Origin of the sequence: Micromonospora echinofusca, from assembly GCF_900091445.1 — a bacterium.
Lineage (GTDB): Bacteria > Actinomycetota > Actinomycetes > Mycobacteriales > Micromonosporaceae > Micromonospora > Micromonospora echinofusca.
In genome coordinates this window covers 870,092-895,259 of record NZ_LT607733.1, presented here as the reverse complement: position 1 = coordinate 895,259, position 25,168 = coordinate 870,092, and the positions used below count along the sequence as shown (strand labels likewise).

The 25,168-nt window shown below is 72.6% G+C and carries 25 protein-coding genes; 6 read left to right on the top strand and 19 right to left on the bottom strand.

The genetic code is table 11. The features are described 5' to 3' along the window. Positions 1-46 precede the first annotated feature (46 nt). The 3 genes from GA0070610_RS04175 to GA0070610_RS04165 form a co-directional block, all read right to left on the bottom strand. Positions 47-1,246: a DUF1015 family protein gene (locus GA0070610_RS04175; RefSeq protein ID WP_088998805.1), complete on the bottom strand. Its 1,200-nt coding sequence runs from the start codon at positions 1,244-1,246 to the stop codon at positions 47-49. Positions 1,247-1,337: 91 nt separating this feature from the next. Beyond that, positions 1,338-1,769: a hypothetical protein gene (locus tag GA0070610_RS04170; RefSeq protein WP_088998804.1), complete on the bottom strand. Its 432-nt coding sequence runs from the start codon at positions 1,767-1,769 to the stop codon at positions 1,338-1,340. Between the two features lie 195 nt (positions 1,770-1,964). Then, positions 1,965-2,588, bottom strand: coding sequence for a mycothiol-dependent nitroreductase Rv2466c family protein (locus tag GA0070610_RS04165; protein ID WP_088998803.1), 624 nt, complete (start codon positions 2,586-2,588; stop codon positions 1,965-1,967). 212 nt (positions 2,589-2,800) lie between these two features. On the opposite strand from GA0070610_RS04165, the gene pepN reads away from it, so the two are divergent. Continuing rightward, the gene (gene pepN / locus GA0070610_RS04160; protein ID WP_088998802.1) at positions 2,801-5,350 is read left to right on the top strand and encodes an aminopeptidase N; all 2,550 of its coding nucleotides are present in this window, start codon (positions 2,801-2,803) and stop codon (positions 5,348-5,350) included. Positions 5,351-5,429: 79 nt separating this feature from the next. On the opposite strand, the gene GA0070610_RS04155 is transcribed toward pepN, so the two are convergent. The 3 genes from GA0070610_RS04155 to GA0070610_RS04145 are packed head-to-tail and all read right to left on the bottom strand — an operon-like array spanning position 5,430 to position 7,642. Then, entirely contained in the window at positions 5,430-5,831 is a 402-nt protein-coding gene (locus GA0070610_RS04155; protein ID WP_088998801.1) for a DUF5130 family protein, read from the bottom strand. Next, positions 5,818-6,129, bottom strand: coding sequence for an aa3-type cytochrome oxidase subunit CtaJ (gene ctaJ, locus GA0070610_RS04150; protein ID WP_435832544.1), 312 nt, complete (start codon positions 6,127-6,129; stop codon positions 5,818-5,820). The genes GA0070610_RS04155 and ctaJ overlap by 14 nt, the downstream gene beginning before the upstream one ends. A 49-nt stretch (positions 6,130-6,178) precedes the next feature. Next, positions 6,179-7,642, bottom strand: a complete 1,464-nt coding sequence (locus tag GA0070610_RS04145) for an amidase (RefSeq protein ID WP_088998799.1) — start codon at positions 7,640-7,642, stop codon at positions 6,179-6,181. 212 nt (positions 7,643-7,854) lie between these two features. On the opposite strand from GA0070610_RS04145, the gene GA0070610_RS04140 reads away from it, so the two are divergent. Beyond that, a complete protein-coding gene (locus tag GA0070610_RS04140) occupies positions 7,855-8,793 on the top strand; it encodes a poly(ethylene terephthalate) hydrolase family protein (protein ID WP_392567287.1) in 939 nt (312 codons plus the stop codon). Positions 8,794-8,923: 130 nt separating this feature from the next. Here the strand turns inward: GA0070610_RS04140 and GA0070610_RS04135 are convergent, their stop codons facing one another. The 11 genes from GA0070610_RS04135 to GA0070610_RS04085 form a co-directional block, all read right to left on the bottom strand. Continuing rightward, a complete protein-coding gene (locus GA0070610_RS04135) occupies positions 8,924-9,949 on the bottom strand; it encodes an amidohydrolase family protein (protein WP_088998798.1) in 1,026 nt (341 codons plus the stop codon). Continuing rightward, positions 9,949-10,473 carry a 3-hydroxyanthranilate 3,4-dioxygenase gene (locus tag GA0070610_RS04130; protein WP_088998797.1) on the bottom strand — a complete coding sequence of 175 codons (525 nt, stop codon included), beginning with the start codon at positions 10,471-10,473 and terminating at the stop codon, positions 9,949-9,951. The genes GA0070610_RS04135 and GA0070610_RS04130 overlap by 1 nt, the downstream gene beginning before the upstream one ends. Continuing rightward, entirely contained in the window at positions 10,470-10,970 is a 501-nt protein-coding gene (locus GA0070610_RS04125; RefSeq protein WP_088998796.1) for a RidA family protein, read from the bottom strand. The genes GA0070610_RS04130 and GA0070610_RS04125 overlap by 4 nt, the downstream gene beginning before the upstream one ends. Then, on the bottom strand, positions 10,967-11,740 hold the full coding sequence (locus GA0070610_RS04120; RefSeq protein ID WP_088998795.1) for a 2-keto-4-pentenoate hydratase: 774 nt from the start codon (positions 11,738-11,740) through the stop codon (positions 10,967-10,969). Before GA0070610_RS04120 ends, GA0070610_RS04125 begins: the two co-directional genes overlap by 4 nt. Next, a complete protein-coding gene (gene dmpG, locus GA0070610_RS04115; RefSeq protein ID WP_088998794.1) occupies positions 11,737-12,792 on the bottom strand; it encodes a 4-hydroxy-2-oxovalerate aldolase in 1,056 nt (351 codons plus the stop codon). Before dmpG ends, GA0070610_RS04120 begins: the two co-directional genes overlap by 4 nt. Then, positions 12,789-13,730: an acetaldehyde dehydrogenase (acetylating) gene (locus tag GA0070610_RS04110; RefSeq protein ID WP_088998793.1), complete on the bottom strand. Its 942-nt coding sequence runs from the start codon at positions 13,728-13,730 to the stop codon at positions 12,789-12,791. Before GA0070610_RS04110 ends, dmpG begins: the two co-directional genes overlap by 4 nt. 52 nt (positions 13,731-13,782) lie before the next feature. Further along, positions 13,783-14,577, bottom strand: a complete 795-nt coding sequence (locus GA0070610_RS04105) for a 2-keto-4-pentenoate hydratase (RefSeq protein WP_088998792.1) — start codon at positions 14,575-14,577, stop codon at positions 13,783-13,785. Between the two features lie 67 nt (positions 14,578-14,644). Next, the gene (locus GA0070610_RS04100) at positions 14,645-16,126 is read right to left on the bottom strand and encodes a 2-hydroxymuconic semialdehyde dehydrogenase (RefSeq protein WP_089003257.1); all 1,482 of its coding nucleotides are present in this window, start codon (positions 16,124-16,126) and stop codon (positions 14,645-14,647) included. Positions 16,127-16,149: 23 nt separating this feature from the next. After that, the gene (locus GA0070610_RS04095; protein ID WP_088998791.1) at positions 16,150-17,493 is read right to left on the bottom strand and encodes an FAD-dependent oxidoreductase; all 1,344 of its coding nucleotides are present in this window, start codon (positions 17,491-17,493) and stop codon (positions 16,150-16,152) included. Continuing rightward, positions 17,490-18,800 (bottom strand): kynureninase, encoded by a 1,311-nt coding sequence (gene kynU / locus GA0070610_RS04090; RefSeq protein WP_088998790.1) that lies wholly within the window; start codon positions 18,798-18,800, stop codon positions 17,490-17,492. The genes GA0070610_RS04095 and kynU overlap by 4 nt, the downstream gene beginning before the upstream one ends. A gap of 20 nt (positions 18,801-18,820) precedes the next feature. Further along, entirely contained in the window at positions 18,821-19,720 is a 900-nt protein-coding gene (locus GA0070610_RS04085) for a tryptophan 2,3-dioxygenase (protein ID WP_088998789.1), read from the bottom strand. 183 nt (positions 19,721-19,903) lie between these two features. Here GA0070610_RS04085 and GA0070610_RS04080 point away from each other — a divergent pair, with 183 nt between their 5' ends. From GA0070610_RS04080 to GA0070610_RS04070, 3 genes are all read left to right on the top strand, one after another. Next, entirely contained in the window at positions 19,904-20,359 is a 456-nt protein-coding gene (locus tag GA0070610_RS04080; protein WP_088998788.1) for an Lrp/AsnC family transcriptional regulator, read from the top strand. Positions 20,360-20,496: 137 nt separating this feature from the next. After that, on the top strand, positions 20,497-20,970 hold the full coding sequence (locus tag GA0070610_RS04075; RefSeq protein WP_089003256.1) for a hypothetical protein: 474 nt from the start codon (positions 20,497-20,499) through the stop codon (positions 20,968-20,970). A gap of 12 nt (positions 20,971-20,982) precedes the next feature. Beyond that, entirely contained in the window at positions 20,983-21,831 is an 849-nt protein-coding gene (locus GA0070610_RS04070) for a class F sortase (RefSeq protein WP_088998787.1), read from the top strand. A 135-nt stretch (positions 21,832-21,966) separates the two neighbouring features. Here the strand turns inward: GA0070610_RS04070 and GA0070610_RS04065 are convergent, their stop codons facing one another. Beyond that, entirely contained in the window at positions 21,967-22,500 is a 534-nt protein-coding gene (locus GA0070610_RS04065; protein WP_089003255.1) for an HNH endonuclease, read from the bottom strand. 505 nt (positions 22,501-23,005) lie between these two features. Beyond that, positions 23,006-23,851: an alpha/beta hydrolase gene (locus tag GA0070610_RS04060; protein WP_088998786.1), complete on the bottom strand. Its 846-nt coding sequence runs from the start codon at positions 23,849-23,851 to the stop codon at positions 23,006-23,008. Positions 23,852-24,000: 149 nt separating this feature from the next. Here GA0070610_RS04060 and GA0070610_RS04055 point away from each other — a divergent pair, with 149 nt between their 5' ends. Next, positions 24,001-25,053: a mechanosensitive ion channel family protein gene (locus GA0070610_RS04055; RefSeq protein WP_392567286.1), complete on the top strand. Its 1,053-nt coding sequence runs from the start codon at positions 24,001-24,003 to the stop codon at positions 25,051-25,053. Positions 25,054-25,168: the final 115 nt, after the last annotated feature.

The following is a 25,168-nucleotide window of genomic DNA, read 5'->3' as shown; positions in this document are numbered from 1 at the left end:
CGGGGCGGCGCGCGGGCGGCGCCCCGGAGGCGGATTCGTCACAGGGTCAGCGGGACAGCTCGGCGACCACCAGGCCGCCGCGCGCCTTCGGGGTGAACCAGGTGCTCTTGCGCGGCATCTTCTCCCGCGCCAGGTTGACCGCGACGAAGTCGTCCACCGTCACCGGCGCCACCAGCACCGCCAGCTCGGCCCGCCCCGCGTCGACCTCGCCGGTCAGCCAGCTAGCCGGGTAGTCGCCGCCGACGTAGGTGATCCGCTTGTCGCCCGGGTCGAGCCCGAGCGCGTCGCGCAGCAGCAGCCGCTCGACCAGGGCGTGGTCCAGGTTCTCCAGCCGGTTGTCGCCGACGTGCGGCAGGGTGACCGCGTACCCCTGGCCGGCGAGGCGCAGGTGGACGGTGCCGCCAGCCTCCGGGACCTCGACCGGGCCGTCGATCGGGCTGATCTCCGCGCCGGCGGCGCGGAGCCGGGCGAGCAGGTCGTCGGCGGTGGTGGTCAGCTCGCTGACCAGCCGGTTGTAGGGCTGGATCGCCACCGACGCCGGAGTCGTGATCACCGACAGGAAGCGCGGCAGCCCGCCGGTCTGGGCGGCGAGGCTGCGGTGGTTGCCGTCGGCCACGACCAGCTCGCCGCCGCCCGCCAGGGCGGTCAGCTCGTCCTGGCGCGGGCCCGGGCCGAGCAGCCAGATGGCGTGGGTGCGCCCCGCCTGGTCGGTGTCGGTCGCCGCCGGCGCGCCGGCCGCCTCGGTCGCCGCCGCGAGGGCGGCGTGCAGCTCGTCGCCGCGCCCGGTCTGGAGCAGGAGTACGGGCGACAGCAGGTGGCCCAGCGCCTCGGCGAGGGCCACCCGCTCCCGCACCTTGGCGATGAAGACGTCCTCGTTGCGGATGACCAGACCGGGCTCGTCGGCGCGGGTGGAGATCTGGTCGGTGTCGACCATGGCGAAGAGCCCGTACGCGTTCTCCTCCCCCGGCGCGCTGATCCGGTAGAGGACCACGACCTGCTCGGCCGGGGTGTAGCTGCCGTCGGCCTTCGCCTCGGCGAGCCGGGTCACCGCGTCCGGCAGGGCGTCGAGGAAGGACTTGCCCAGGCTCTCCGGCGCCCGATGCGGCATCTCGATGCCGAGGGCACTGTGCGGGTTCGCCTCGATGATCGCGGTGATCTCCGCGTCGTCGGCGAACTCGTCGTAGTTCTGCGCGCCGGTGCCGCCAGTGGTGATCCAGGCCCGGGCGATCGGATGCACGACCGTCATGTGCGAAGACGCTACCGGCGGCGCGGGTCCCGCCGACGCGGGACCCGCGCGTGGTCCACCAGATGAAAGAGCTACCGGGCGGGCGCCGGGTTCAGACGGTGCGGTCGGGCTGTCCCGCCGCCCGGCGGTGCCGACCGCCCGGCGTGGGAGCGCCCGCCGGTCGCCGGCCCGGCACACCCGGCCCGGCGGGAACGATCCTGCGGGACCCGGCCGACGCCGCCGGCACCGGCCGATGCTCGGCGGGCAGGACGGGCGCCACGGGCCGGTCGGCGGGCAGGGCGGGCCGGTGCTCCGCCGCCGCGACGGGCCGATGCTCGGCCGGCGGGGTCAGCCGGGAGGTGGCCGGCACGCGGGCGACGCCGACCACGATCGGCGGGGCGAGCAGGTCCACCATGTGGGCGGGAAGGTCGGGACGGAGCGTCGGCCAGCGGGAGTCGTCGACCGACCAGTACGCCGTGTCCGGGCGCTCGGTCACCCCCTCCCGGGTCGACGGATCGTCACCGGGCACACGGTGCTTGGCCATCGGTTTTGCCTCCACGAGCTGCGGGGTGCGGCCCTGCGGGTCGCTGCGGCGGACACCGAGGCCAACGATCCCGCCGCCGTCCCGGTGACGCCCCGCACACCCTTCCCGCCCCTGCTCACCCCCGTCCCGTGGCTCCACCCGAGGGGTCCGGGCCGGGCATCCGGCGCCGGACTCCTCGGGTCGGCGGGAGGACGGTCAGTCGAAGATCGGGTCGAGGTCCCGGGAGCGCTTGAGCTCGTAGAAGCCGGGGGTGGAGGCGACGAGCAGGACGCCGTCCCAGAGCCGGCCGGCGGCCTCGCCCTTGGGGGCCGGGGTGATCACCGGGCCGAAGAAGGCGACCGTGCCGCCCTCGGGACCGGGAGCGTGGATCACCGGGGTGCCGACGTCGGTGCCGACCGGGCGCATGCCGGCCTCGTGGCTGGCCCGCAGCGCCTCGTCGTGGTCGCTGCCCTCGGCGACGTCGGCCAGCGCCGGGTCGAGCCCGACGTCGGTCAGCGCGGCCACGAACAGCTCCCGCGTGAGCTTCTCCCGCCCGAGGTGGATCCGGGTGCCGAGCGCGGTGTAGAGCTTCCGGACGGCGTCCTGGCCGTACCGCTGCTCCACCGCGATGCAGACCCGCACCGGGCCCCAGCCGGTCCGCATCAGCTCCTGGTACTCCTCGGGCAGCTCCCGGCCCTCGTTGAGCACCGACAGGCTCATCACGCGGAACCGGACGTCCACGTCCCGGACCTTCTCCACCTCCAGCAGCCAACGGGAGGTGATCCACGCCCACGGGCAGAGGGGGTCGAAGAACATGTCTACGGCGGCACGCTCGCTCACGGCTGGTCCCTTCGAAACGGGGTGCGCCGGCCTCCCGACGCCTCCTGCGATCTTCACCCCGGCGGGTATCGACCGACAGCGGAATGAGAGCGTGACCTCGCCCACCAAGGGGTGTTCGTGCATGGAAGACTCGAATCCGGCCGTCACGAGCGGCCGATCACGGCGCCAACGGGGCGTGCGGCGAGACGGGATGGAGACGAAAAGTGCCGGGAGTGCGCAACCTGACGCAGGTCGAGGCCACGGAGCGGGCCCGCCTGCTCGACGTGACCGGATACGACATCAGTCTGGACCTCTCGTCCGCCGTACGGGCGGCCGAGGCTCGCACCTTCCGGTCGAGGACCGAGGTCCGGTTCCGGTGCACGGAGCCCGGTGCGAGCACCTTCATCGAGCTGGCCGCCGACTCCGTACGCTCCGCCACGCTCAACGGCGCACCGGTGGACCTGGGCGACTGGTCGGCCGAGAAGGGCCTGACCCTGTCGGGACTGGACAGCGACAACACGCTCGTCGTCGAGGCGGACTTCGCGTACTCGAACAGCGGGCAGGGGCTGCACCGCGCCGTCGACCCCGTCGACGGTGAGACCTACCTCTACAGCCAGTTCGAGACGGCCGACGCCCAGCGGGTCTACGCCTGCTTCGACCAGCCCGACCTGAAGAGCGTCTACACCTGGCACGCCACCGTCCCGGAGCACTGGAAGGTGATCTCCAACATGCCGGTGGAGCGGGAGGAGGCGGCGGGCGAGGGCCTGAAGACGGTCCACTTCACCACCTCGGTGCGGATGAGCACCTACATCACCGCCCTCTGCGCCGGGCCGTACCACGAGGTGCGCGACAGCCACGACGGCATCGACCTGGGCGCGTTCTGCCGGGCCTCGATGGCGCCGCACCTCGACTCGGACGACCTCTTCCTGGTCACCAAGCAGGGCTTCGACTTCTTCCACGAGCAGTTCGGCGTGCGCTACCCGCTGCCCAAGTACGACCAGCTGTGGGTACCCGACTTCAACGCCGGCGCGATGGAGAACTTCGGCTGCGTCACGCACGCCGAGGCGCACTACCTCTTCCGCTCGCAGGTGACCGACTACGAGTACGAGCAGCGGGCCAACACGATCCTGCACGAGCTGGCGCACATGTGGTTCGGTGACCTGGTCACCATGCGCTGGTGGAACGACCTGTGGCTCAACGAGTCGTTCGCCGAGTGGGCCAGCCACTGGTGCAACACCCACGCCACCCGCTTCACCGAGGCCTGGACGACGTTCCTGTCCATCCGCAAGAACTGGGGCTACCGCCAGGACCAGCTCTCCTCCACCCACCCGGTCTACTGCGAGATGCCGGACCTGGAGGCGGTCGAGGTCAACTTCGACGGCATCACCTACGCCAAGGGCGCGAGCGTGCTCAAGCAGCTCGTCGCGTACGTCGGCGAGGAGCCGTTCCTGGCCGGGCTGCGCGCCTACTTCGCCAAGCACGCCTGGGGCAACGCCACCTTCGACGACCTGCTCTCCGAGCTGGAGGCGGCCTCCGGCCGGGAGCTGCGCAAGTTCGCCGCCCAGTGGCTGGAGACGGCGCAGGTCAACACCCTGCGCCCGGAGCTGACGATCGGCGCGGACGGCACCTACGAGCAGGTGGTCGTGCTCCAGGAGGCGCCCGCCGGGCACCCGACGCTGCGGACCCACCGGATCGGGGTCGGCCTCTACGACCTGACCGACGGCCGGCTGGTCCGCCGCGAGCGCCACGAGGTCGACGTCACCGGCGACCGCACCGAGGTGTCCGCGCTGCGCGGCGTGCCCGCCGCCGACGTGCTGCTGCTCAACGACGACGACCTCACCTACACCAAGCTGCGCCTCGACGAGCGGTCGATGGCCACCGTCGTGCAGCACATCGCCGGCTTCGAGTCGTCGCTGGCCCGCGCGCTGTGCTGGACCGCCGCCTGGGACATGACCCGCGACGCCGAGCTGGCCGCCCGCGACTACGTGGCGCTGGTGCTGGCGGGGCTGCCGGCCGAGACCGACATCAACCTGGTCAACGCGGCCCTGCGCCAGGCCAACACGACGCTCACCTACTACGCCGACCCGGCCTGGGCGCCGACCGGCTGGGCGGAGCTGGCGCGCACCGCGCGTACGGCGCTGGCGGCGGCGGAGGCGGGCAGCGGCTTCCAGCTCACCTGGGCCCGCGCGTACGCCCAGGCGGCCCGCTCGGCCGAGGACCTCGCCACCCTGCGCGGCTGGCTGGCCGGCAACGACGTGCCGGCCGGCCTGGCCATCGACACCGAGCTGCGCTGGGCCGTGCTGGACGCCCTGGTCGCCAACGGCGCGGCCGGCACCGCCGAGATCGAGGCCGAGCTGGCCGGGGACCGGACGGCCAGCGGCGAGCGGGAGGCCGCGTACGCGCACGCGCTGGTGCCGACGGCGGAGAACAAGGCCGCCGTCTGGGCCGAGCTGACCGGGCCGGAGGCGCTGCCGAACTGGCGCAACCGGGCGCTGTTGCAGGGCTTCACCCACCCGGCCCAGACGGAGCTGACCGCGCCCTACCGGGAGAAGTACTTCGCCGTGGTGGGCCAGGTCTGGGGCAGCCGGGACAGCGAGCCGGCGCAGGAGTTCGCGCAGCTGGCGTACCCGATGTTCCTGGTGGACGAGGAGACGGTGGCGGCCACCGACGCCTGGCTTGCCGGCGACGGCCACCCGGCGTCGCTGCGCCGGCTGGTGGCGGAGGGCCGCGACGGCGTCGTGCGCGCCCTGCGGGCCCGCGAGCGGGACGCCCGCAGCGCCTGACGTACGCCCGACACGGTGAAGCCCGGTCCGCTGTGCGGACCGGGCTTCACCGTTTGGACGTCGGGTGGGCTCGGGTCGGTCAGCCCTTGCCGGCGTGGCTGGCGAGCTGGTCGAGGCCGTTGATGATGCCGCCGGCCAGGTCGCCGCCGCCGAACGCCGCCACCATGGAGAGCGCGGCGAGTCGGGCGTACGTGTCGGGGATGCGCTTGCGGGCGTGCCGACCGGTGACGATCTCCAGCTGCCGCTGGTTGGGCGACACCGCGATCAGGACCGACCGGTCGGGCTCGGCGAGCTGGCGGTGCAGCCGCTCGGCGTGCTCCCGGATCGGCTCGTCGAGGCCGCCGACGAAGACGGAGAAGACCAGGCCGGTGCCCTGGTCGGCCAGGCGCAGGGCCTCGTCGATGCGCAGCAGCTGGCGGGTCGAGAACGGCCCGTCCAGCACCTCGGGCGGAGTCCCGGCCTGCTTCTCACCAACGGTCACTTGCGCCTCCGGTTCCACCGGCCGGCGCCTCGACGCCGGCCCGCTCGAGCTTGTGGCTGGTCAGCGCCGGCGCCTGCGCGCCCGCTGCCAGGGCGGTGCCGGCCGAGTCGGCCAGCTGCTCCGGCCGGCCCAGGAACCAGACCGGAGTGAAGTCGAAGCGCCGGCCCGGTCGGTAGCGCTTCGCGCCGCCACCGCCGCCACCACGGTTACCGGCGTACGCCAGACCGGCGATCACCAGCACCGCGGCCGCCGGGATGCCGACGAAGACCAGCAACGTCTCGGTTACAGACAATCCCAACGCCCCCAGGCGGAAGAAGAGACCTCAAGGATCCGGGTCGGGTGGACGATCATGGCGCCGACCGCCCGACACCGCTGCCATTCACGTTAGCGGAGCCCACGGCCCGCCAGATTGCGGGGTGGCGATCCCATCCGCCACTGGAGTGCTCCAGTTGCGCAGCCGTGGCGATCAACCTCGCGTCGTCGCCGTACCGACCGGTCAGCAGGACCCCCACGGGCAGCCCCTCGGCGGTGACACCCACCGGCAGCGAAACCGACGGATCGCCCGTGACGTTGAAGACCGCGCAGTACGGTGAGAACCGGCGTTGCCGGTCGAAGTCCTCGGCCGGGTCGCCACCCTCAGCGAACCAGCCCAGCGGCGCCTGCGGCGCGGCGAGGGTGGGGCAGAGCAGCAGGTCACAGCCGGCGGTACGGCGTACGCCGAGGCGTACCTGCGCCTGGAGTTCGCCGAGCGTGGCGGTGAGGGTGCCGGCGGAGATCTCCGCGCCCCGGGCGCGCAGGTGGCGGGTCAGCGGCAGCAGGTCGGCCTCCCGCTCGGGCGGCACGGGCGCGAGCGCCAGCACGTACCAGACGATCTCGAACAGCGGCCACACGGCGGGCCCGATGGGCGCGGGGACGTCGACCACCTCGTGGCCGGCGGCGGTGAGCAGCGCCGCGGCCCGGTCCACTGCGGCGAGGCAGTCGGGGTGCACCGGCTCGTCGGCGAGCATCGGGGCGGTGAACCGTCCGACCCGCAGCCGCCCCGGGTCGGCCCGCCGGGCCGCGCCGAGCCAACCACCCTCGGGCGGGGCGGGCGCCAGGTAGGGCTCGCCGGGAACGGGCCGGGCCAGCACGTCGAGCAGCGCCGCCACGTCGGCGACCGTACGCCCGATCGGTCCGTTGGTCGGCAGGCCGTAGGCGCCGGAGCCCACCGGCCCGCCGGAGACCAGGCCCCGGCTCGGCTTGTAGCCGACCAGGCCGCACAGCGAGGCGGGGATGCGCAGCGAGCCGCCGCCGTCGGAGCCCTGGGCGACCGGGACCAGCCCGGCCGCGACGGCCGCCGCCGCCCCTCCGCTGGAGCCGCCGGCGGTGTACGCCAGGCCCCACGGGTTGCGGGCCGGCGGCGCGACCAGCCCCTCGGAGTAGAGCGAGCAGCCCAGCTCGGAGGTCGTGGTCTTGCCCAGGCTCACCAGCCCGGCCTGCGCCATGAACCGGACCACGTCGGCGTCCACCGGCGGCACGAAGTCGGCGAACGCCGCCGAGCCGAACGTGGTGCGCACCCCGGCGGTGAGGGTGAGGTCCTTGATCGCGGTCGGCACGCCGTGCAACGGGCCGCGCTCCTCGGCCGGTACGGCGTCGGCGGCACGGGCCGCCGCGCGGGCCCGCTCGCCGGTGACCGTGACGAACGCGCCGACGGTGTCGCCGAGCGCGTCGACCCGGGTCAGGTGGTGCTCGACCAGTTCGACGCTGGACAGCTCGCCGCGGGCGATCGCGACGGCCTGCTCCAGCGCGGTCAGGTCGTGCGGCTCGGCCATCCCCTCATCCTGCCCGCCCGGCCGCCACTGTGCCGTACGACACGGCCGGCCCGCGGTGCGACGCGCGCCATATCCCCCTGACATGACCACATCGGGATGACCGCCCACCGGCACCCGGCACGCAGGATGGATCCGATCGATGGCGATCACCGTCCACCCGGTGGCCCCCGCAACGCCGCCACCGACCCCCCACCCCCGCAGGGAGTGTCGCCGTGCAACCCCTACCCGCTCTGCACCCCGTCCCCCGCCGTCGCTGGTCCTCGCGCGCCACCCGGCCGCTGCTGGCCCTCGTCCTGGTCGGCGCGAGCCTGACGGTCACGCCCGCCGCACCGGCCGGCGCCCAGGACCTGCCTACGGCCGCGCCGCTCGCCGCCAACCCGTACGAGCGGGGTCCGGCGCCCACCGTGGCGAGCATCGAGGCCACCCGCGGCCCGTTCGCCACCGCGCAGACCACCGTCGCCGCCAGCAGCGTCAGCGGCTTCGGCGGCGGAACGATCTACTACCCGACCAGCACCGCCGAGGGCACCTTCGGCGCAGTCGCCATCTCCCCCGGCTTCACCGCGCGCCAGACCTCCGTCGCGTGGCTCGGCCCCCGCCTGGCCTCGCAGGGCTTCGTCGTCATCACCATCGACACCCGGTCCGTGTGGGACCAGCCGGCCAGCCGGGGCACCCAACTGCTGGCCGCCCTGGACTACCTGACCAACACGAGCACCGTCCGCACCCGCATCGACCGGAACCGGCTCGCCGTGATGGGCCACTCGATGGGCGGCGGGGGCAGCCTGTCGGCGGCCAGCACGCGGCCCGCGTTGCAGGCGGCGATCCCGCTGACCGGCTGGCACACCCAGAAGAGCTGGTCGTCGGTGCGCGTACCGACCCTGGTCATCGGGGCCGAGAACGACACGGTGGCCCCCGTCTCGTCGCACTCGGAGCCGTTCTACACCAGCCTGCCGGCCACGCTGGACAAGGCGTACCTGGAGCTGAACGCGGCCAGCCACTCGGCGCCCACCTCGTCCAACGTGACGGTGGCGAAGTACAGCATCTCCTGGCTGAAGCGGTTCGTCGACGACGACACCCGCTACGAGCAGTTCCTCTGCCCGGCCCCCCGGGGCACGACGATCGAGGAGTACCGGGACACCTGCCCGCACTCCTGAACCCACAGCTCCGGAGCCGTCGCGCGCACTGGGGGCCGCGACGGCTCCGGATTCCATTCCCGCGGGCCGGGCGTGGGACGCCGCCGGCCGGCGGGTGCCGGCTGACCGTGGCGCCGCGCGGCGGCGCGGGTCAGGAGCGGGTGCCGAGGAACCGCAGCGCGTTGCCGCCCAGCAGCAGGTCGCGCTGCTCGCCGGTGAGGAAGTCCGCCTCGCGCACCACCCGGCCGACCGGCCGTTCCCCCAGCGGGTACGGGTAGTCGCTGCCGACGAGCACCCGCTCGGCACCCATCGTGTCGACCAGCAGCCGCAGGGCGGGCGCGGAGAAGACCACCGAGTCGACGCAGAACCGGTCGACGTACGAGCTGGGCGGGACGGTGGAGGCACCGCGTACCAGGTCGCCACGGCGGTGCCAGGCGTTGTCGGCCCGGCCCAGCCAGAACGGGAAGCTGCCGCCGCCGTGCGCGAAGCAGATCCGCAGTGTGTCGGGCACCCGGTCGAAGACGCCGCCGAGGATCAGCGCCAGCACCGACAGGTGCGTCTCGGCGGGCATCCCGGCGAGCCAGCGGGCCATCCACCGGTCCAGCCGGGGGCCGCCCGGCATGTCCCACGGATGGACGAAGACCGGTGCGCCCACCTCGGCGCAGTGCGTCAGGAACTCCACGATCCCGGCGTCGTCCAGGTCGCGGTCGCCGACGTGGTTGCCGATCTCCACCCCGGCGTGCCCGGCCGCGAGGCAGCGGTCCAGCTCGGCGCAGGCCGCCTCCGGGTCCTGCAACGGCACCTGACAGAACGGCACCAGCCGGTCGCCACCGGCGGCGGTGACCTCCAGGGTCAGGTCGTTGAATATCCGCGCCACCTTCACCGCCTGCTCGGCGGGGCGGTCGTAGCTGAAGAAGACCGGGGTGGGCGAGACGACCTGCACGTCCACGCCGTCGGCGTCCATGTCGCCGAGCCGGGTCGGCGCGTCCCAGCACTCCGCCCCGACGGGGCGGAACTCCGTCTCCCCCACCATGATCATGGCGGCCCGCTCGGAGTCGACCCGCAGCCGGGGCCAGTCAGACCCGCCGCACGCCGCGCCGAGGTCCGGCCATCCCTTCGGTACGACGTGCGTGTGCACGTCGACCACCGGCGGCCGGGCCGGCCCGGGACCGCGCATCAGCCCTTGCCCGGGTGCAGCGCGCCGCAGTTCGCGCAGGTCCGCGCGGCCTCGTCGGCGTAGAACGCCGCGAAGACCGGGGGCAGGTCGGCGGCGATGTCCCGGACCTGCAACTCGACCTCGTGCACCTTGTGCCCGCACTCGGCGCAGTACCACTGGAACTTCTCCAGCGTGCCCTCCTCGCGGACCCGCTCCACGACCACGCCGATCGAGCCGGCCTCGGGACGCTGCGGCGAGTGCGGGGTGTTGCGCGGCAGCATCCACATCTGACCCTCGCGCACGTGCACCGTACGCGGCCCCTCCGGGAGCATCAGGTTGATGTGCATGTTGCCCTTGACCTGGTAGAAGAACTCCTCGTACGGGTCGACGTGGAAGTCGGTGCGCTGGTTGGGGCCGCCCACCACCATCACGATGAAGTCGTCCCCGCCCGGGAACATCTCCTTGTTGCCGACCGGCGGCTTGAGCAGGTGCTGGTTCTCCGCGATCCAGCCCGGGAAGCTGAACGGCTCCGCGATCTCACTCACGACTGACCTCCTGACGGAAGAAGGGCCACGGCCTGGATTTCGATGAGCAGGTGCGGGTGGGGTAGTTGGTGTACGGCGACGGTGGTGCGGGTGGGGCCGGTGGCGTCGAAGTATTCGGCCCAGACCTGGTTGTAGCCGCCGAAGTCGTTCATGTTGACGAGGTAGGTGGTGACCTGCACGAGGTCGCTCAGGTCCGCGCCGACCGTCCGTAGCAGGTCTCGGATGTTGTCGATGACGGCTCGGGTCTGTGCGCGGATGTCGAGGTTGGTGGTGCCGTACTCGTCGACCTGCACGCCGGCGAAGGTGTTGTCGGGTCGGCGGCTGGAGGTGCCGGAGACGTAGACGAAGCCGCCGGCGACCTTGACGTGGGGAAACGCGCCACGCGGTGTGGCCTTGCCGGCGACGACGTGCGCCCGCGCGCCCGTGCCGTGGGCTGCTGGTGTGCCCTGGCTTGCGGTCGTATCCTGGCCGGCGGTCGTGCCGTGGTTTGTGGTCATGCTGCTGCTCGTAGGGTGGTGGTGCCGAGGTGTTCGACGACGGCGCGGACGTGGGCGCCGGGTTTCAGGGGGACGGCGGCGGTGGCGGCGCCGGCGAGGAACACCCAGCCTTCGCGTAGGCGTACGCCGTGGCGGCCGGCGAGGCGGATGCCTTCGTCGAGTGCGCGGCGGGGGTCGCCGAGGATCGCGGCGGTCGAGCCGACCTGCGCGACGCGTCCGTCGATCTCCAGCAGCACACCCAGGTTGTCCAGGCCGTCGGGGACCGGCGACCAGGCGCCGATGACGAAGGCGGCGGCGGAGGTGTTGTCCGCGATCACGTCCGGCAGGGAGAAGCTGAAGTTCGCGTAGCGGGAGTCGATGACCTCGATCGCGGGTGCGACTGCCCGGACCGCGTCGGTGAAGTCGCCCACCGGTTCGCCGGGTTCGGGGAGGCGGTCGAGGAGGAACGCCACTTCGGGCTCGACGCGGGGGTGGATGAACGCGGTGGGGTCGAGGGTGCCGCCGTCGGGGATGCGCATGGTGTCGGTGAGCCGGCCCCAGATGACCTCGTCCACGCCGACCTGCGCCATCTTCGCCTTGCTGGTCAGGCCCATCTTCAACCCGACCACACGCTCGCCCCGGTCGAGGCGACGCTGGATCAGCGCGGTCTGCACCGCGTACGCCGCATCCACGTCCAGGCCGGTCTCGGCGGCCAACTGTGCGATCGCGGTGGCGGTGTCGGCCGCCACGCCGAGGCGTTCGGCGATACCGGCGGTGTCCGGGCCGATCATGAGGTCTCCTTGCCGGCGAGGTCCAGTGCCACGTCCACGATCATGTCCTCCTGCCCGCCGACCATGCGGCGGCGGCCCAGCTCGACCAGGATCGAGCGCACGTCCACCCCGTACTTGTCCGAGGCCCGCTCGGCGTGGCGCAGGAAACTCGAATACACCCCGGCATAGCCGAGGGAGAGGGTTTCGCGGTCGACCTGCACGGGCCGGTCCTGCAACGGCCGCACGATGTCGTCGGCGGCATCCATCAGGGCGAACACGTCACAACCGTGCTCCCAGCCGTGCAACTCCGCGACCGCCACGAACACCTCCAACGGCGCGTTACCGGCACCGGCACCCTGCCCGGCCAACGACGCGTCCACCCGCACGGTGCGCCCCGACGGCGAGCCGAGCGGACCGTCGCCGGCGATGCGGCCGTGCTCGACCGCGACGACGCTGTTGGCGACGCCGAGGGACAGGTTGTGGTGGGCATGGATACCGATCTGCGTGCTCGGCTCCAACACCTGCCGGTACGCATCCACCCGCTGCGCCACATCCGACATCAGCAACCGGCCTCCGGAGTCGGTGACGTAGACGCAGTGCGCCCCGTACGACTCCATCAACTTCGCCTGTCCGGCGAGGCCGGCGGGGTCGTTCATGTGCGACATCATCAGGAACCCGGAGACGTCCATGCCGTTCTCCCGCGCCCACGCGATGTGCTGCGCCGAAATATCGGCCTCCGTGCAGTGCGTCGCGATGCGCACACTCGTCACGCCGAGGGCCTTCGCCGCCTTGAGGTCGGCGATCGTGCCGATACCGGGCAGCAGCAACGTGGTGAGCTTCGCGTTCGTCATGACCTCGGCCGCCGCCGCGATCCAGTCGGCGTCGCTGGCCGCACCATGGCCGTAGTTCACGCTGGAGCCGGCCAGCCCGTCACCGTGGGCGACCTCGATCGCGGCCACCCCCGCCGCGTCGAGCGCAGCGGCGATGGTGCGGACCTGCTCCACCGTGTAGCGGTGCGCCACGGCGTGCATGCCGTCGCGCAACGTCACGTCCTGGATGTACAGATCAGTCACGACAGGACCTCCGAAGCAGCCTCGGAACGCAACGCCACCAGCCGCTCCGCCGTGCGCAGCGCCGCCGACGTCATGATGTCCAGGTTCCCCGCGTACGCCGGCAGGTAATGGCCCGCGCCGGAGACCTCCAGGAACACCGACACCTGCAACCCGCGCAGATGCCGACCCAACGACGGCACAAAGGTGTCGACACGGTCGAACTGCACGTCCTGCTTCAACCGATACCCCGGCACGTACTCCTGCACCGCCGCCACCATCGCCGCCACCGACCCGGCGATCGCCGCCCGATCCGCGTCGGCGTCCTCACACAGGCAGTACACCGTGTCGCGCATCAACAGCGGCGGATCCGCCGGGTTCAACACGATGATCGCCTTACCCCGCTGCGCGCCACCGACGACCTCGATCGCCCGCGCCGTGGTCTCGGTGAACTCGTCGATGTTCGCCCGCGTACCCGGCCCCGCCGACCGCGACGCGATCGACGCCACGATCTCCCCGTACACCACCGGCGTCACCCGACCCACGGCGGCGACGATCGGCACCGTCGCCTGCCCACCACACGTCACCATGTTCACGTTGCGCTCGCCCAGATGCTCGTCCAGGTTCACCGGCGGCACCACATACGGACCGACCGCCGCCGGCGTCAAATCCACCACCAGCCGACCATGCGCCGCCAACACCGCGTCGTTGCGCCGATGCGCACCCGCCGACGTGGCATCGAACACCAACTCCACCTCGGCGAACTCCGGCATCGCGACGAGGCCGTCGACACCATCGGCGGTGGTCGCCACACCCAACCGGCGCGCCCGCGCCAACCCGTCGGACTCGGGGTCGATGCCCACCATCGCCACCATCCGCAGGCTGTCACTCAACCGCAGCACCTTGATCATCAGATCGGTACCGATGTTGCCCGACCCGATCACCGCCACCCCAACGCTCACACCACACCCCTGTCACCGAGGACCACACCGGTCGCCAACCCACCCCGCACGGTCACGACGCCTCCCCCGAGAAACAGGTACGCACCGAACCCAGCCCCGAGATGCGCGCCTCGTACGCCGCACCAGGCGTCACCGGCACCATCGGGCCGAGCGCCCCGGACAGCACCACATCCCCGGCACGCAACGGATCACCGGAGCGGGCCATCGTCTGCGCCAACCACTGCACCGCGTGCAACGGGTTACCCAGGCACGCCGCGCCCGCCCCCACCGACACCGGCTCACCAGCCCGCTCCAGGACCATCCCGCACAACCGCAGGTCCACATCCGCCAGCCGACGCGGCGCGGTACCGAGCACGAACAGACCGCTGGAGGCGTTGTCCGCCACCGTGTCCACGATCGAGATGTCCCAACCCGCCACCCGCGAATCCACGATCTCGATCGCCGGCAACACGTGATCCACCGCCCGGATCACATCCACGCTCGTGATCCGCTCGTCGGGCAGATCCGCACCCAGCACGAACGCGACCTCCGCCTCCACCCGAGGCTGCAACAGCCGGTCCATCTCCACCTCGGCCCCGTCGGGCACCGCCATGTCGTCGAGCAGCACCCCGAAGTCCGGCTGGAACACACCGAAGCTCTCCTGCACCGCCCGCGACGTCAACCCGACCTTCGCACCCACCCGCCGGTGGCCGCGCTGCAACCACTGCCGCACCTGGAGCTGCTGGACGAGGTACGCAGAGGTGACGTCGCCCTCGGGCAACAACCGCCCCCGCAGCGGCGGGCACGGCTTGCCGCTCTCCCGCGCCTCGACCAACTCCCGGGCCGCCGCCTCGTAATCGACGCTCATGTCAGCCTTCCGCTCCGCTCGCCGCCGCCACGACACTCCGCGACACCCATGTGCTCGCCACGCCCGCTCATGTCAGGTCCACGCAGACGTTGGTCAGCTCGGAATAGAAATCCAGGGAGTGCACGCCACCCTCACGCCCGATACCCGACGCCTTCACCCCACCAAACGGCGTCCGCAGATCCCGCAAGAACCACGTGTTCACCCACACGATCCCCGCATCCAACCGCGCCCCCGCCCGATGCGCCCGACCCACATCCCGCGTCCACACCGCCGCCGCCAACCCATACTCCGTGCCGTTGGCCAACGCGAACGCCTCCTCCTCATCATCGAACGGCGCCACATGCACCACCGGCCCGAAGATCTCCTCCGTATTCGTCCGCGCCCCCGCAGCCAACCCCGTCAACACCGTCGGCTGCACATACGCGCCACCATCACGCGCATCACCAAACGCCGGCACCCCACCCCCGGCCAACACCTGCGCACCCTCACCCCGAGCCACGTCGTAATAGCCCAGCACCTTGTCCCGATGCTGACGCGAAATCAACGGCATGTTCACCGTCGCCTCATCCGCAGGCCACCCGAACCGCAACCCGCCGGCCTCCCGCGCAAGCCGCGCCGTGAACTCCTCGAACACCGGCCGCTGCACGTAGATCCGCTCCGTGCAGAGGCAGACTTGACCGCCGTTGGTGAAGCTGGAGCGCACCGAACCGGCCACCGCCACGTCCAGATCCGCGTCGGCGAACACCAGCCCCGCGTTCTTGCCACCCAACTCGAACGACACCGGCCGCACCCCATCAGCCGCCGCCCGCATAATCGTGCTGCCCGTCGACGACTCACCGGTGAACGTGATCGCGTCCACCCCCGGATGCCGGGTCAGGAACTCACCCGCCGAATCCGGACCGAAACCGTGCACCAGATTGAACACACCCTCCGGCACACCGGCAGCCGCCATCACCTCCGCCAACAACGTCGCCGACGCCGGCGTCTCCTCACTCGGCTTCACCACCACCGCATTGCCGCAGGCAAGGGCAGGAGCGACCTTCCACGTCAGCAGCAGCAGCGGCAGGTTCCACGGCACGATCACCGCCACCACACCCACCGGCTTACGCACCGCATAGTTCAACGCCCGCCCACCCGACGGCGTCACCGTCGTGAACGACTCCGTCGACGCCGTCGCCACAATCTCCGCGAACGCCCGGAAATTCGCCGCACCACGCGGAACATCCAACGTCCGCGCCTGCGAAATCGACTTACCCGTATCCGCCACCTCAGCGGTCACCAGATCATCGAAACGACGCTCCAACTCCTCGGCGACCCGACGCAACACCTCCGCACGTTCCCGCTCCCCCATCCGACCCCACGGCCCCCGCAACGCCCCCCGCGCCGCCGCGACCGCATCGTCCACACACCCCCGATCCGCCTCCACCACCTCGAACACCGGCTCACCCGTCACCGGACTGCGCTTGACGAACCGCCGCCCACCCCCGACGAACTCACCACCGACGAAGTTGCGCAGCAGGCCCGGGCCGTCGGGCGCCCGCCCGGTCATCAACCGGGGATCCCAGGTCACGGTCATCGACGCCTCCCTCGGCTGATCGTGAGGCCGACCGCCCCGGCCAGCAGCGCGGCCGCACCGGCGGCCACCGCCCCGAGCATCCGGTGCTGGCGGCGGACCCGGCGACGCACCTGGGCGTACGGGGTGGTCGAGAAGGACACCAGCTCGTAGCGGGAGACGTACCGGCCCGGCAGCAGCCGCTCCAGCGCGTGCTCGACCTTGCGGCCGGCCTGGAACAGCGGCGAGGCGACCTTGTCCCGCATCTCCACGAAGTTCGCCAACGCCATCTGCGCGATGGCCTCGGCGTTCTCCTGCCGTCGCTGCTGGAACAGCGGCAGCGCCTCCGACCAGTCGTCGGCGCACTCGTCCAGGCAGCGGTCCAGCTCGACCACGTCCTCGAAGGCGCAGTTCGCGCCCTGGCCGTAGAACGGGACGATGGCGTGCGCCGCGTCGCCGAGCAGGCCCACCTTCCCGTACGCCTGCCACGGGGTGCAGCGGACGGTGCCGAGCACGCCCACCGGGTTGTGCTGGTAGTCGTCGACGAGGCCCGGGGCGAGCGGGGGCAGGTCCGGGTAGTGCTCGGCGAAGTGCCGCTCGATGGCCGCCGGGCTGCCCAGCGAGGCGAAGCTGGCGGTGCCGTGGGTGGGCCAGAAGAGCGTGCAGGTGAACGAGCGGTCCGGGTTGGGCAGCGCGATCATCATCGAGGTGCCGCGCGGCCAGATGTGCAGCGCCTGCGGGTCGAGGGCGAACTCCCCGCCCAGCGGCGGAATCGTCAGCTCCTTGTAGCCGTAGTCGAGGAAGTCCACGCTCTCGGTCAGCAGCCCGTACGCCAGCAACTGCCCGCGCACCGCGGAGCCGGCGCCGTCGGCGCCGAGCACGACCGACGCGGCGGCCGCGACCGTGCCCTGCGGGGTCTCGAAGGTCATCTCGCCGCTGGTCGCATCGAGCCCGACGAGCCGGTGGTCGAAGGCGACCCGCACCCCCGGCAGGCTGGTGGCCGCGTCCAGCAGCGCGTTGTTCAGCGCGCCCCGGCTGATCGAGTTGATCGCCCGGTCGCCGGAGGCGCTGTACGACTGGAACTGTGCCTCGCCGTCCACGGGGTGGATCATCCGGCCGCGCATCGGCAGCCCGTCCGCCAGCACCTGCTCGTCGAGCCCGATGCGGCGCAGCGCGTCCAGGCCCCGCTCGGAGAGCGCCAGGTTGATGGAGCGGCCCCGCTCGGCGGTGCCGGTACGCGGGTCGGGCCGCCGCTCGTAGAGCGCCACCGGGTAGCCGCGCCGGGCCAGGAAGCAGGCCAGCAGGCAGCCGGCCAGGCCCGCGCCCACCACCGCGATCTCGTTGCGTTCCTCGGTCTCGGTCATCGGTTCACCTCCGCCACCGTGGCCGCCAGCGCCTCGGCGGCCCGCCAGCAGTCGTGGAACGTGGAATAGAGCGGCACCGGGGCGAACCGGATGATGTCCGGCTCCCGGGCGTCGGCGATCACCCCGTGCTCGTGCCGCAGCCTCTTGGCCAGCTCGGCCGCGCTGCCGGCGCCGATGCGCACCGAGAGCTGGCAGCCGCGCCGCTCCGGCTCGCGCGGGGTGACCACGGTCAGCGGGCGGTTCGCGGTCACCTCGTCGAACAGCCCCGCCAGGTAGCCGGTGAGCCGGAGGCTGCGCTCGCGCAGCGCGGGCATCCCGACGGCGTCGAAGAGCTCCAGCGAGGTCCGTACCGGGCCCATCGCGAAGATCGGCGGGTTGGAGATCTGCCAGGCCTCCACGGTGGCCGGCGGCCGGGAGACCGGGGTCATCTCGAACCGGGTGGCCGCCTCGGTGCTCCACCAGCCCTCGAAGCGGGGCAGGTCGGCGTCGCCGAGGTGCCGCTCGTGCACGAAGACCCCGGCCAGCGCGCCGGGACCGGAGTTCAGGTACTTGTAGGAACACCAGGCGGCGAAGTCGACGTCCCAGTCGTGCAGCGCGAGCGGGACGTTGCCGGCGGCGTGCGCCAGGTCCCAGCCGACCACGGCCCCCGCCGCGCGGCCGGCGGCCGTGATCGCCGGGATGTCCATCAGCTCGCCGGTGAGGTAGTTGACCCCGCCGAGCAGCACCAGCGCCACCGTGTCGCCCTCGGCGGCCAGGAAGGCGGTCACGTCCTCGGTGCGCAGGGTGTCCTCGCCGGCTCGTGGCCGCAGCCGGACGACCGTGGTGTCCGGGTCGAGGCCGTGGAAGCGGGCCTGGCTGCGCACGGCGTAGCTGTCCGAGGGGAAGGTGCTGTCCTCGATGACGATCCTGGTGCGCGCCCCGGCCGGCCGGTAGAAGCTGACCATCAGCAGGTGCAGGTTGACGGTCAGGGAGTTCATCACCACGACCTCCGCCGGGGTGGCGCCGACCAGTCGCGCGGCCGGCGCCGTCAGCAGCTCGTGGTACGGCAGCCAGGGGCGCTCGCCCTCCAGGTGGCCCTCGACGCCGAGCCGGCTCCACGCGGCCAGGTCGGCGGCGAGTTCGTCGCGGGTGGCCCGGGGTTGCAGGCCGAGGGAGTTGCCGGCCAGGTAGGCGGCCTCGGGGTGCCGGCCGCCGTCGGCCGGCGGCACGTGGAACAGGTGACGGTGCCCGGGATCGGCGGCGTCGAGGCGGCGTGCCTCGGCCTCGCCGTCGGCGAGCCCGAACGACTCAGGTGCTCCGGTGTTCATGGGGTTGTCTCGCTCTCGGGTCACATCGCTGTCCGGGCCGACCACAGCTCGGGGAAGACCACCCGGGCCATGCTGCGCTGCAACCACGCCAGTCCGGCGGAGCCGCCGCTGCCGACCTTGGCGCCCATTGTGCGCTGCACGGCCTTGACGTGGTGCTGCCGCCAGTCGCCGAACTGCTCGGCCACCTCGGTCAGCGCCTCGCCCAGCATCCGCAGGTGGTTCTCCGGGCCGGGCTCGGCGTAGATCCGTACCCAGGCCGCCTCGACGGCGGCGTGCGGCTGGTGCTCGGCGGTGAACTCCCGGTCGAGCAGGTCGCCCGGCAGGTCGTGGCCGTGCCGGGCCAGCAGGGCGAGCACGTCGTCCCAGAGGCTCGGCGCCGCCAGGGTGGCGCGCAGCTCGGCGTGCACCTCGGTCTGTCGCCGGAACGGCCGGATCAGCGTCTCGTCGCGGAGGCCGAGCAGGAACTCCAGGTGGCGGTACATCGCCGATTGGAAGCCGGAGCCCTCGCCCAGCAGGTTGCGGAACCGGTTGAAGTCGGCCGGGGTCATCCAGCGCAGCCCGTTCCAGGCCGCGTTCAGCCCTTCCAGGTGCAGCGCGGCGCGGCGCAGCGGGGCCAGCGCGTCCCACACCCGGTCGGCCCGCAGCAGCCGCTGCGTCTCGCGCAGCTCGTGGCAGGTCAGCCCGAAGTACAGCTCCATGATCTGGCTGACCATCAGGAAGGACATCTCGCCGGGGTCGTCGCTCAGCGGCTGCTGCAACCGGTGCAGCGTGCTGGCGTGCACGTACGCGTCGTACGGCACCCGCTCGGCGAACTCCAGCGTCGGTTCGCCGCCGTTGCGGGCGGCGCGGGCGGCGCGCTGCCGCGGGGTCGCCGGGCGCACCGCCGCCTGGACGGGTGCCCGCAGCTCCGTCTGCTCCACCGGTTGGCCTCCCTCTGCTCTGCGTCACCCGGGACGACCGACGGTCGGCCGTTTTCGGGGTGACCGACATGATCTCTCGGCGGAACCCGTGATCGGAATGCCGGATCAACGGCACGCAGGCCCTCTGACCTGCGGCGCGGAAGGCATGAGCTGGATTCGGGTTTGAGGAAGTAAGGTCGCCGCATGGACGACATGGACTGGGCGCTGCTGCGGGAACTGCAGGCCGACGCGCGGCTCTCCTTCAGCGAACTCTCCCGCCGGGTGCACCTGTCGCCGCCGGCCGTGGCCGAGCGGGTTCGCCGGCTGGAGGAGTCGGGCGTGATCACCGGCTACCACGCCCACGTCGACCTGACCCGGGCCGGCCGCACCGTGGTCGCACTGATCCGGATGTCCTGCTACGGGTCGCGGTGCATCCTGCACGACCCGGACGTGGCGGGGTGGCCCGAGATCCTGGAGATCCACCGCATCACCGGCGACGCGTGCAGCATGCTCAAGGTGGCCGCCGGGTCGATCGACGACTTCGAGGCGGTCATCGACCGGCTCGCCCCGTACGGCCAGCCGTCCAGCACGATGGTGCTCTCCACTCCGCTCCAGTGGCAGCCCGTGACCCCCGTGCCTCCCGCCGACCGGCCCCGCTGACCCGCCCCGGGTTTGCCCCCCGGCCAGCGGGAAAGCAGGCCCTGTTGCCCGGGGAGGATTTCCGGTGATCGTCACCGGAAGGGGGGATCATGCCGGTGCTCACAGCGTTCCAACGTGCCCTGACCCGCGCCCTGACCGTGTTGGGCCTGGTCGCGGCATTCGTCCTGACGACCGTCGCGCCCGGGTGGGCGGGAGAGAACACCTTCGTCGAGGTGGTGCCCAACAGTGCGCAGGCCGGCACCCGGGTGAGCATCCGGGCCGGTTGCGACAACGCGAACAACCGCCAGGCCGACGTACACTCCGACGCCTTCGGGCGGGTGATGCTGCGACCGGACAACGGCTTCCTGACCGGCCAGGTCACCATCCCGGGCAGCAAGGAGCCCGGCGACTACCCGGTCGACCTGCGCTGCGACAACGGGAAGACCGCCACCACCACGCTCACGGTGCTGAACATGGAGCAGCCCAGCAAGGGCCCGGCCACCGGGGGCGGTGGCACCGCCGGCGCCTCGGGCACCGGCTCGATGCTGATGGTCGGCGGCCTCGCGGTGGTGGCGCTGGCCGTGGGCTTCGGATTCTTCGGCAACCGTCGCCGGACCGGGTCCGGTTCCTGACCCGCCGTCGCCATGGCCGGCTCCCAGAGGCGTACCAGGCGATCGGGTCCGGACCGGGTCCGGGCGACCACCCGACGGGCGCTGCGGGTGTCCCGCCAGGCGGCGGCCGCGACGGCCCGCCGGCTGCGCCGGGTGGCCGGGGAGGCGGTGTCGGCGAGCGTCGCCACCACCGACCCGGCCGCCGGTCCGCTGCCCGCCCGACCCCGCTACCGCCGGATTCCGGCCGGCGGGCGGCTGGCTTCCGGCCGGGGGCCGGGCCTGCCGGTCCTGGTGATCGCCACGCTCATGGCGCTCATCGTCACCATGCTCGGGGTGGAGCGGATCGCGGGCGTGAGCGTGCTGCCGGAGCGGTTCCTCGCCGGGCTGCGGCCCGCGCCGAAGAAGTTCCCGGTGCTGCCCGCCAGCCGGCCCGTCGGCATCGCCATCGACCCGATCGACGTCCGGGCACCCGTGCACGCGGTGGGCATCGCACCGGACGGCAGCATCGCGGTGCCCGACGCCGCCCGCGCCCAGGAGGCCGGCTGGTACGACCAGGGCCCGACCCCCGGACAGTACGGGCCCTCGGTGATCGTTGGACACGTCGACACCAGCACCGGGCCGGCGGTCTTCCACAAGCTGCGGGACCTGCGGGACGGCGACCGCATCGAGGTGGCCCGGCAGGACCGTTCGGTGGCGGTCTTCGAGGTGGACTCCGTCGAACGCTTCGGCAAGGACCGGCTGCCGGTGGACGAGGTCTTCGGGGACTTCAGCCGCCCCCGGCTGCGCCTGATCACCTGCGGCGGGCGCTGGGTGGGCGGCGAGACCGGGTACGCCGACAACGTGGTGGTCTTCGCGTCCCTGGTCCGGGCCCGTACGGCGTGACCGGTGGCAGCGCCTCCTCGGCGACCGTCGGCACCGGCCGCGAGCGGCTCCGCCGGGTGCGGCCTGCTGGCGCTCGACGCCACGGAGGCCGGGCCATGCGGCGCCGTCGCGTTCAGCGGGACGGGGGGGTGACGGTCAGGCGGCCTCGGGCTCGCGCAGGTCGAGCCAGTCGGCCCAGCGGGGGTCCGGCGCCCGGTGCCCGAGCACCCGCCAGGCCGTGCCCCTCGGGGCCGCCGGCAGCGCGTGCAGCCGCCAGCCCAGCTCGGCGGGGGTCTTGTCGCCCTTGGTGTGGTTGCACCGGGCGCAGGCGGCCACGACGTTCTCCCAGGCGTGCCGGCCGCCCCGGCTGCGGGGGAAGACGTGGTCGATGGTCTCGGCGGGCCCCCGGCAGTAGGCGCACCGCCAACCGTCGCGGGCGAAGATGGCGCGGCGGGAGAGCCCGACGTGGGTGCGGTAGGGCACCCGCACGAAGCGGGTGAGCCGGACGACCGACGGCACCGGCAGCGCGTCGTGGGCGCTGTGCAGGATGCCGTCCCCGTCGGCGACGCAGATCGCCTTGGCGGAGAGCACGAGAATGGCGGCGCGACGCACCGACACGACGCACAGCGGCTCGTAGGTGGCGTTGAGGACCAGCGCACCGGAGCCCACCGTGGGTCGTATGTCAGGCATCGCGTTCACCCTCCCGGTTCAGCGGCCCCCTACTCGCCACCGCCGACCGGAAACGGGCGCGGTCGCCCACCACGGCCGACGCCGGCCGGATCACCGACGTCCGTGCGCCCATCGTCCCTGATCGGCCCCCGGATTGCACGCACTAATGTCGGAAGCCGACCGGGCATCACCCGGAAACGGGCAGATCCGCCCGCTGAGCAGCGACGGACCCCTCCCACGTCGCCGGCCGTCCGGCGCCCGTCACCGCGCCCCACCGCCCCGGAACCACGATCCGATGATCACGTTTACGCATTGAAGCCGATAAACACGATCAAGGAGAATCGCGATCGCTGGAGTGGCTGACGTGAAGCGGGAATCCACCATGAGACGCCGGCGGGAGCAAACGCCCAGGAAGGCCGTTTCCGGCGTCCACGGCGGGCCGCATTCGATCACCAGCCGTGCGGTGCGACCCGGTGCCGCCTCCTTCGCGCGTCGTCGGCCGCGCCGGGCGTCGACACGGGCCCCGTCAGACCCGCACCAGGGAGGACAGCAGTGCCGCGGTCTCCTCGGGGTGGACCAGCACGGCGGCGTGGCTGACGTCGAGGGACCGCACGTCGAACGGGTTGTCCGGGGTGAGCGCGTCGGCGTCGGCGATGAACCGGTCCTGGAGCGCGATCGGCATCGCCCGGTCGGCGGTGAGCCGCACGTAGGTGCGGGGGACGCGCCCCCAGGTCCCGGGGTCGGCCCGCTCCTCGCCGGCGTCCAGGCTCTCGTCCGGCTCCAGGGTGTTGAGGTAGCCGTGGAACTCGTCGTCGGTGCCGTCGGCCAGGACCGCCTCCCGGAGGATGGCGAGCAGCGCCGGGTCGGCCGTGCGCCAGTTGAACCGCAGCGCGCCCAGTTCCATCGGGTTCGCGGCGAGCAGGCCGCCGACGTCGTTCAGGGCGCTCGACGCGTTCTCCGCCGAGGCCTGGTAGCCGGCCGGGGTGTCGGCGGCGCAGCACCACGCCGAGATGTAGACCAGGCGGTCCACCAGCTCGGGGGCGGCGTTCGCGACGCCGGTCAGGGTGAGCCCGCCCCGGCTGTGCCCGACCAGGATGACGGGCCCGTGCTCGCGTACCCGCCGCACGACGTCCAGGACGTGCGCCACGTTGTCGGCGTGGCCGATGCCGGCCATCGCGCTCGGCGTGGTCGCCAGGGCGGCGAGGTCCTGCGGTGCCTGGTACGCCGCCGGGAACGTCGCGCCGAAGCCGTGCCCGGGCAGGTCGACGGCCAGCGAGCGGTGCCCGCGCAGGGCCAGCTCCCGCTGCATTGGCGCCCAGGTGAACGAGTTGCTGCCGGCACCGGGCACGAAGACGAAGGTGGAAGCTGTCATTTGATCATGGTAGTCGCGCTGTCACCTCGTATTCCCGGGGGCGCACCTGACCCGTGCGCCCGCGCCCGCCGGCACGCTCCAGCCGGGGCCGGGTCACGACGCGGAGGGTCGAGGGGATCCGGCCCCGCCGGGTGCGGTACGAAGACAGCGTGACCGTTGCCAGCCTGACGCTGCCCGCCCTGCCCGCCGTCGAGGCGCCGGACCCGGCTCCGTCGCCGACCTGCCTGGACGACGCCCTCTGCAAGAGCGTCTACGACATGACCGGCTCGGTGTGGTTCGCCGAGGGCAGCTACTGGATCCTGCTCAAGCCGCTGCGGATCGTGATGATCCTGCTGCTGGCGGTCGCCGCCCGGTGGCTGGTGCACCGGACGATCCGCCGGCTGGTGCGGACGACCACCGACGCCGGCGTACCGACCATGCTGCGTCCGCTGCGCGAGCGGATCCCCACCGCCGCCGTCGACCCCGGCGAGTTCGTGCCGGAGCGACGCCGGCAGCGGGCCGAGGCGATCGGGTCGGTGCTGCGCAGCCTGAGCACCGCGTTCATCTTCGGCATCGCGCTGCTGATGATCCTCAAGGAGTTCAGCTTCGACCTGGCCCCGCTGCTGGCCAGCGCCGGCATCGCGGGCGTGGCCCTGGGCTTCGGCGCGCAGAGCCTGGTCAAGGACCTGATCGCCGGCCTGTTCATGCTGATCGAGGACCAGTACGGCGTCGGCGACACCGTGGACCTCGGCGAGGCGACCGGCGTGGTGGAGTCGGTGGGGCTACGGGTCACCACCGTGCGCGACGGGCGGGGCGTGCTCTGGTACATCCGCAACGGCGAGATCGTCCGGGTGGGCAACAAGAGCCAGGGCTGGGCCCTGGTGGTGGTCGACCTGCCGATCGGCTTCGCCGGCACGGAGGAGGCCACGGCCGTGCTGCGGACCGCCGCCGCGTCGGTGGCGATGGACCCCGACCTGGCGCCGGAGATCGTCGAGGCGCCGGAGGTGCTGGGCGTCGAGCAGATGACGGTCGACGGCGCGGTGATCCGTACGGTCGTGAAGACGAGCGCCGACGGGCAGTTCGCCGTCGGCCGGGAGTTGCGCCGCCGGCTCGCCGAGGCGCTGGAGAACTCCGGTATCACCGCGAAGATCGCCGCCGCCCGGCTCTACCCCGGCATCCCGGTCCGCGCCCCCGGCGAGACCGGGCAGGGGGGCGCGACCTGAGGCGTCGGGGCGACGGCCGGCGGGGGTCGCGAGCCGGGCGGCCCCTCGGGTATCGTCCGTTCGTTCAGTCGGGGATGCGACGATCAACCCCTTCGCCCTAGCCAGTCGTCGGACG

Excerpts from the sequence above, each read along its gene's own strand:
- GA0070610_RS04175 (WP_088998805.1), bottom strand. The coding sequence starts at position 1,246 with ATGACGGTCGTGCATCCGATCGCCCGGGCCTGGATCACCACTGGCGGC.
- GA0070610_RS04170 (WP_088998804.1), bottom strand. The coding sequence starts at position 1,769 with ATGGCCAAGCACCGTGTGCCCGGTGACGATCCGTCGACCCGGGAGGGG.
- GA0070610_RS04145 (WP_088998799.1), bottom strand. The coding sequence starts at position 7,642 with ATGGCCGAGCCGCACGACCTGACCGCGCTGGAGCAGGCCGTCGCGATC.
- GA0070610_RS04135 (WP_088998798.1), bottom strand. The coding sequence starts at position 9,949 with ATGCGCGGTCCCGGGCCGGCCCGGCCGCCGGTGGTCGACGTGCACACG.
- GA0070610_RS04125 (WP_088998796.1), bottom strand. The coding sequence starts at position 10,970 with ATGACCACAAACCACGGCACGACCGCCGGCCAGGATACGACCGCAAGC.
- GA0070610_RS04120 (WP_088998795.1), bottom strand. The coding sequence starts at position 11,740 with ATGATCGGCCCGGACACCGCCGGTATCGCCGAACGCCTCGGCGTGGCG.
- GA0070610_RS04105 (WP_088998792.1), bottom strand. The coding sequence starts at position 14,577 with ATGAGCGTCGATTACGAGGCGGCGGCCCGGGAGTTGGTCGAGGCGCGG.
- GA0070610_RS04100 (WP_089003257.1), bottom strand. The coding sequence starts at position 16,126 with ATGACCGGGCGGGCGCCCGACGGCCCGGGCCTGCTGCGCAACTTCGTC.
- GA0070610_RS04095 (WP_088998791.1), bottom strand. The coding sequence starts at position 17,493 with ATGACCGAGACCGAGGAACGCAACGAGATCGCGGTGGTGGGCGCGGGC.
- kynU (WP_088998790.1), bottom strand. The coding sequence starts at position 18,800 with ATGAACACCGGAGCACCTGAGTCGTTCGGGCTCGCCGACGGCGAGGCC.
- GA0070610_RS04080 (WP_088998788.1), top strand. The coding sequence starts at position 19,904 with ATGGACGACATGGACTGGGCGCTGCTGCGGGAACTGCAGGCCGACGCG.
- GA0070610_RS04070 (WP_088998787.1), top strand. The coding sequence starts at position 20,983 with ATGGCCGGCTCCCAGAGGCGTACCAGGCGATCGGGTCCGGACCGGGTC.
- GA0070610_RS04065 (WP_089003255.1), bottom strand. The coding sequence starts at position 22,500 with ATGCCTGACATACGACCCACGGTGGGCTCCGGTGCGCTGGTCCTCAAC.
- GA0070610_RS04060 (WP_088998786.1), bottom strand. The coding sequence starts at position 23,851 with ATGACAGCTTCCACCTTCGTCTTCGTGCCCGGTGCCGGCAGCAACTCG.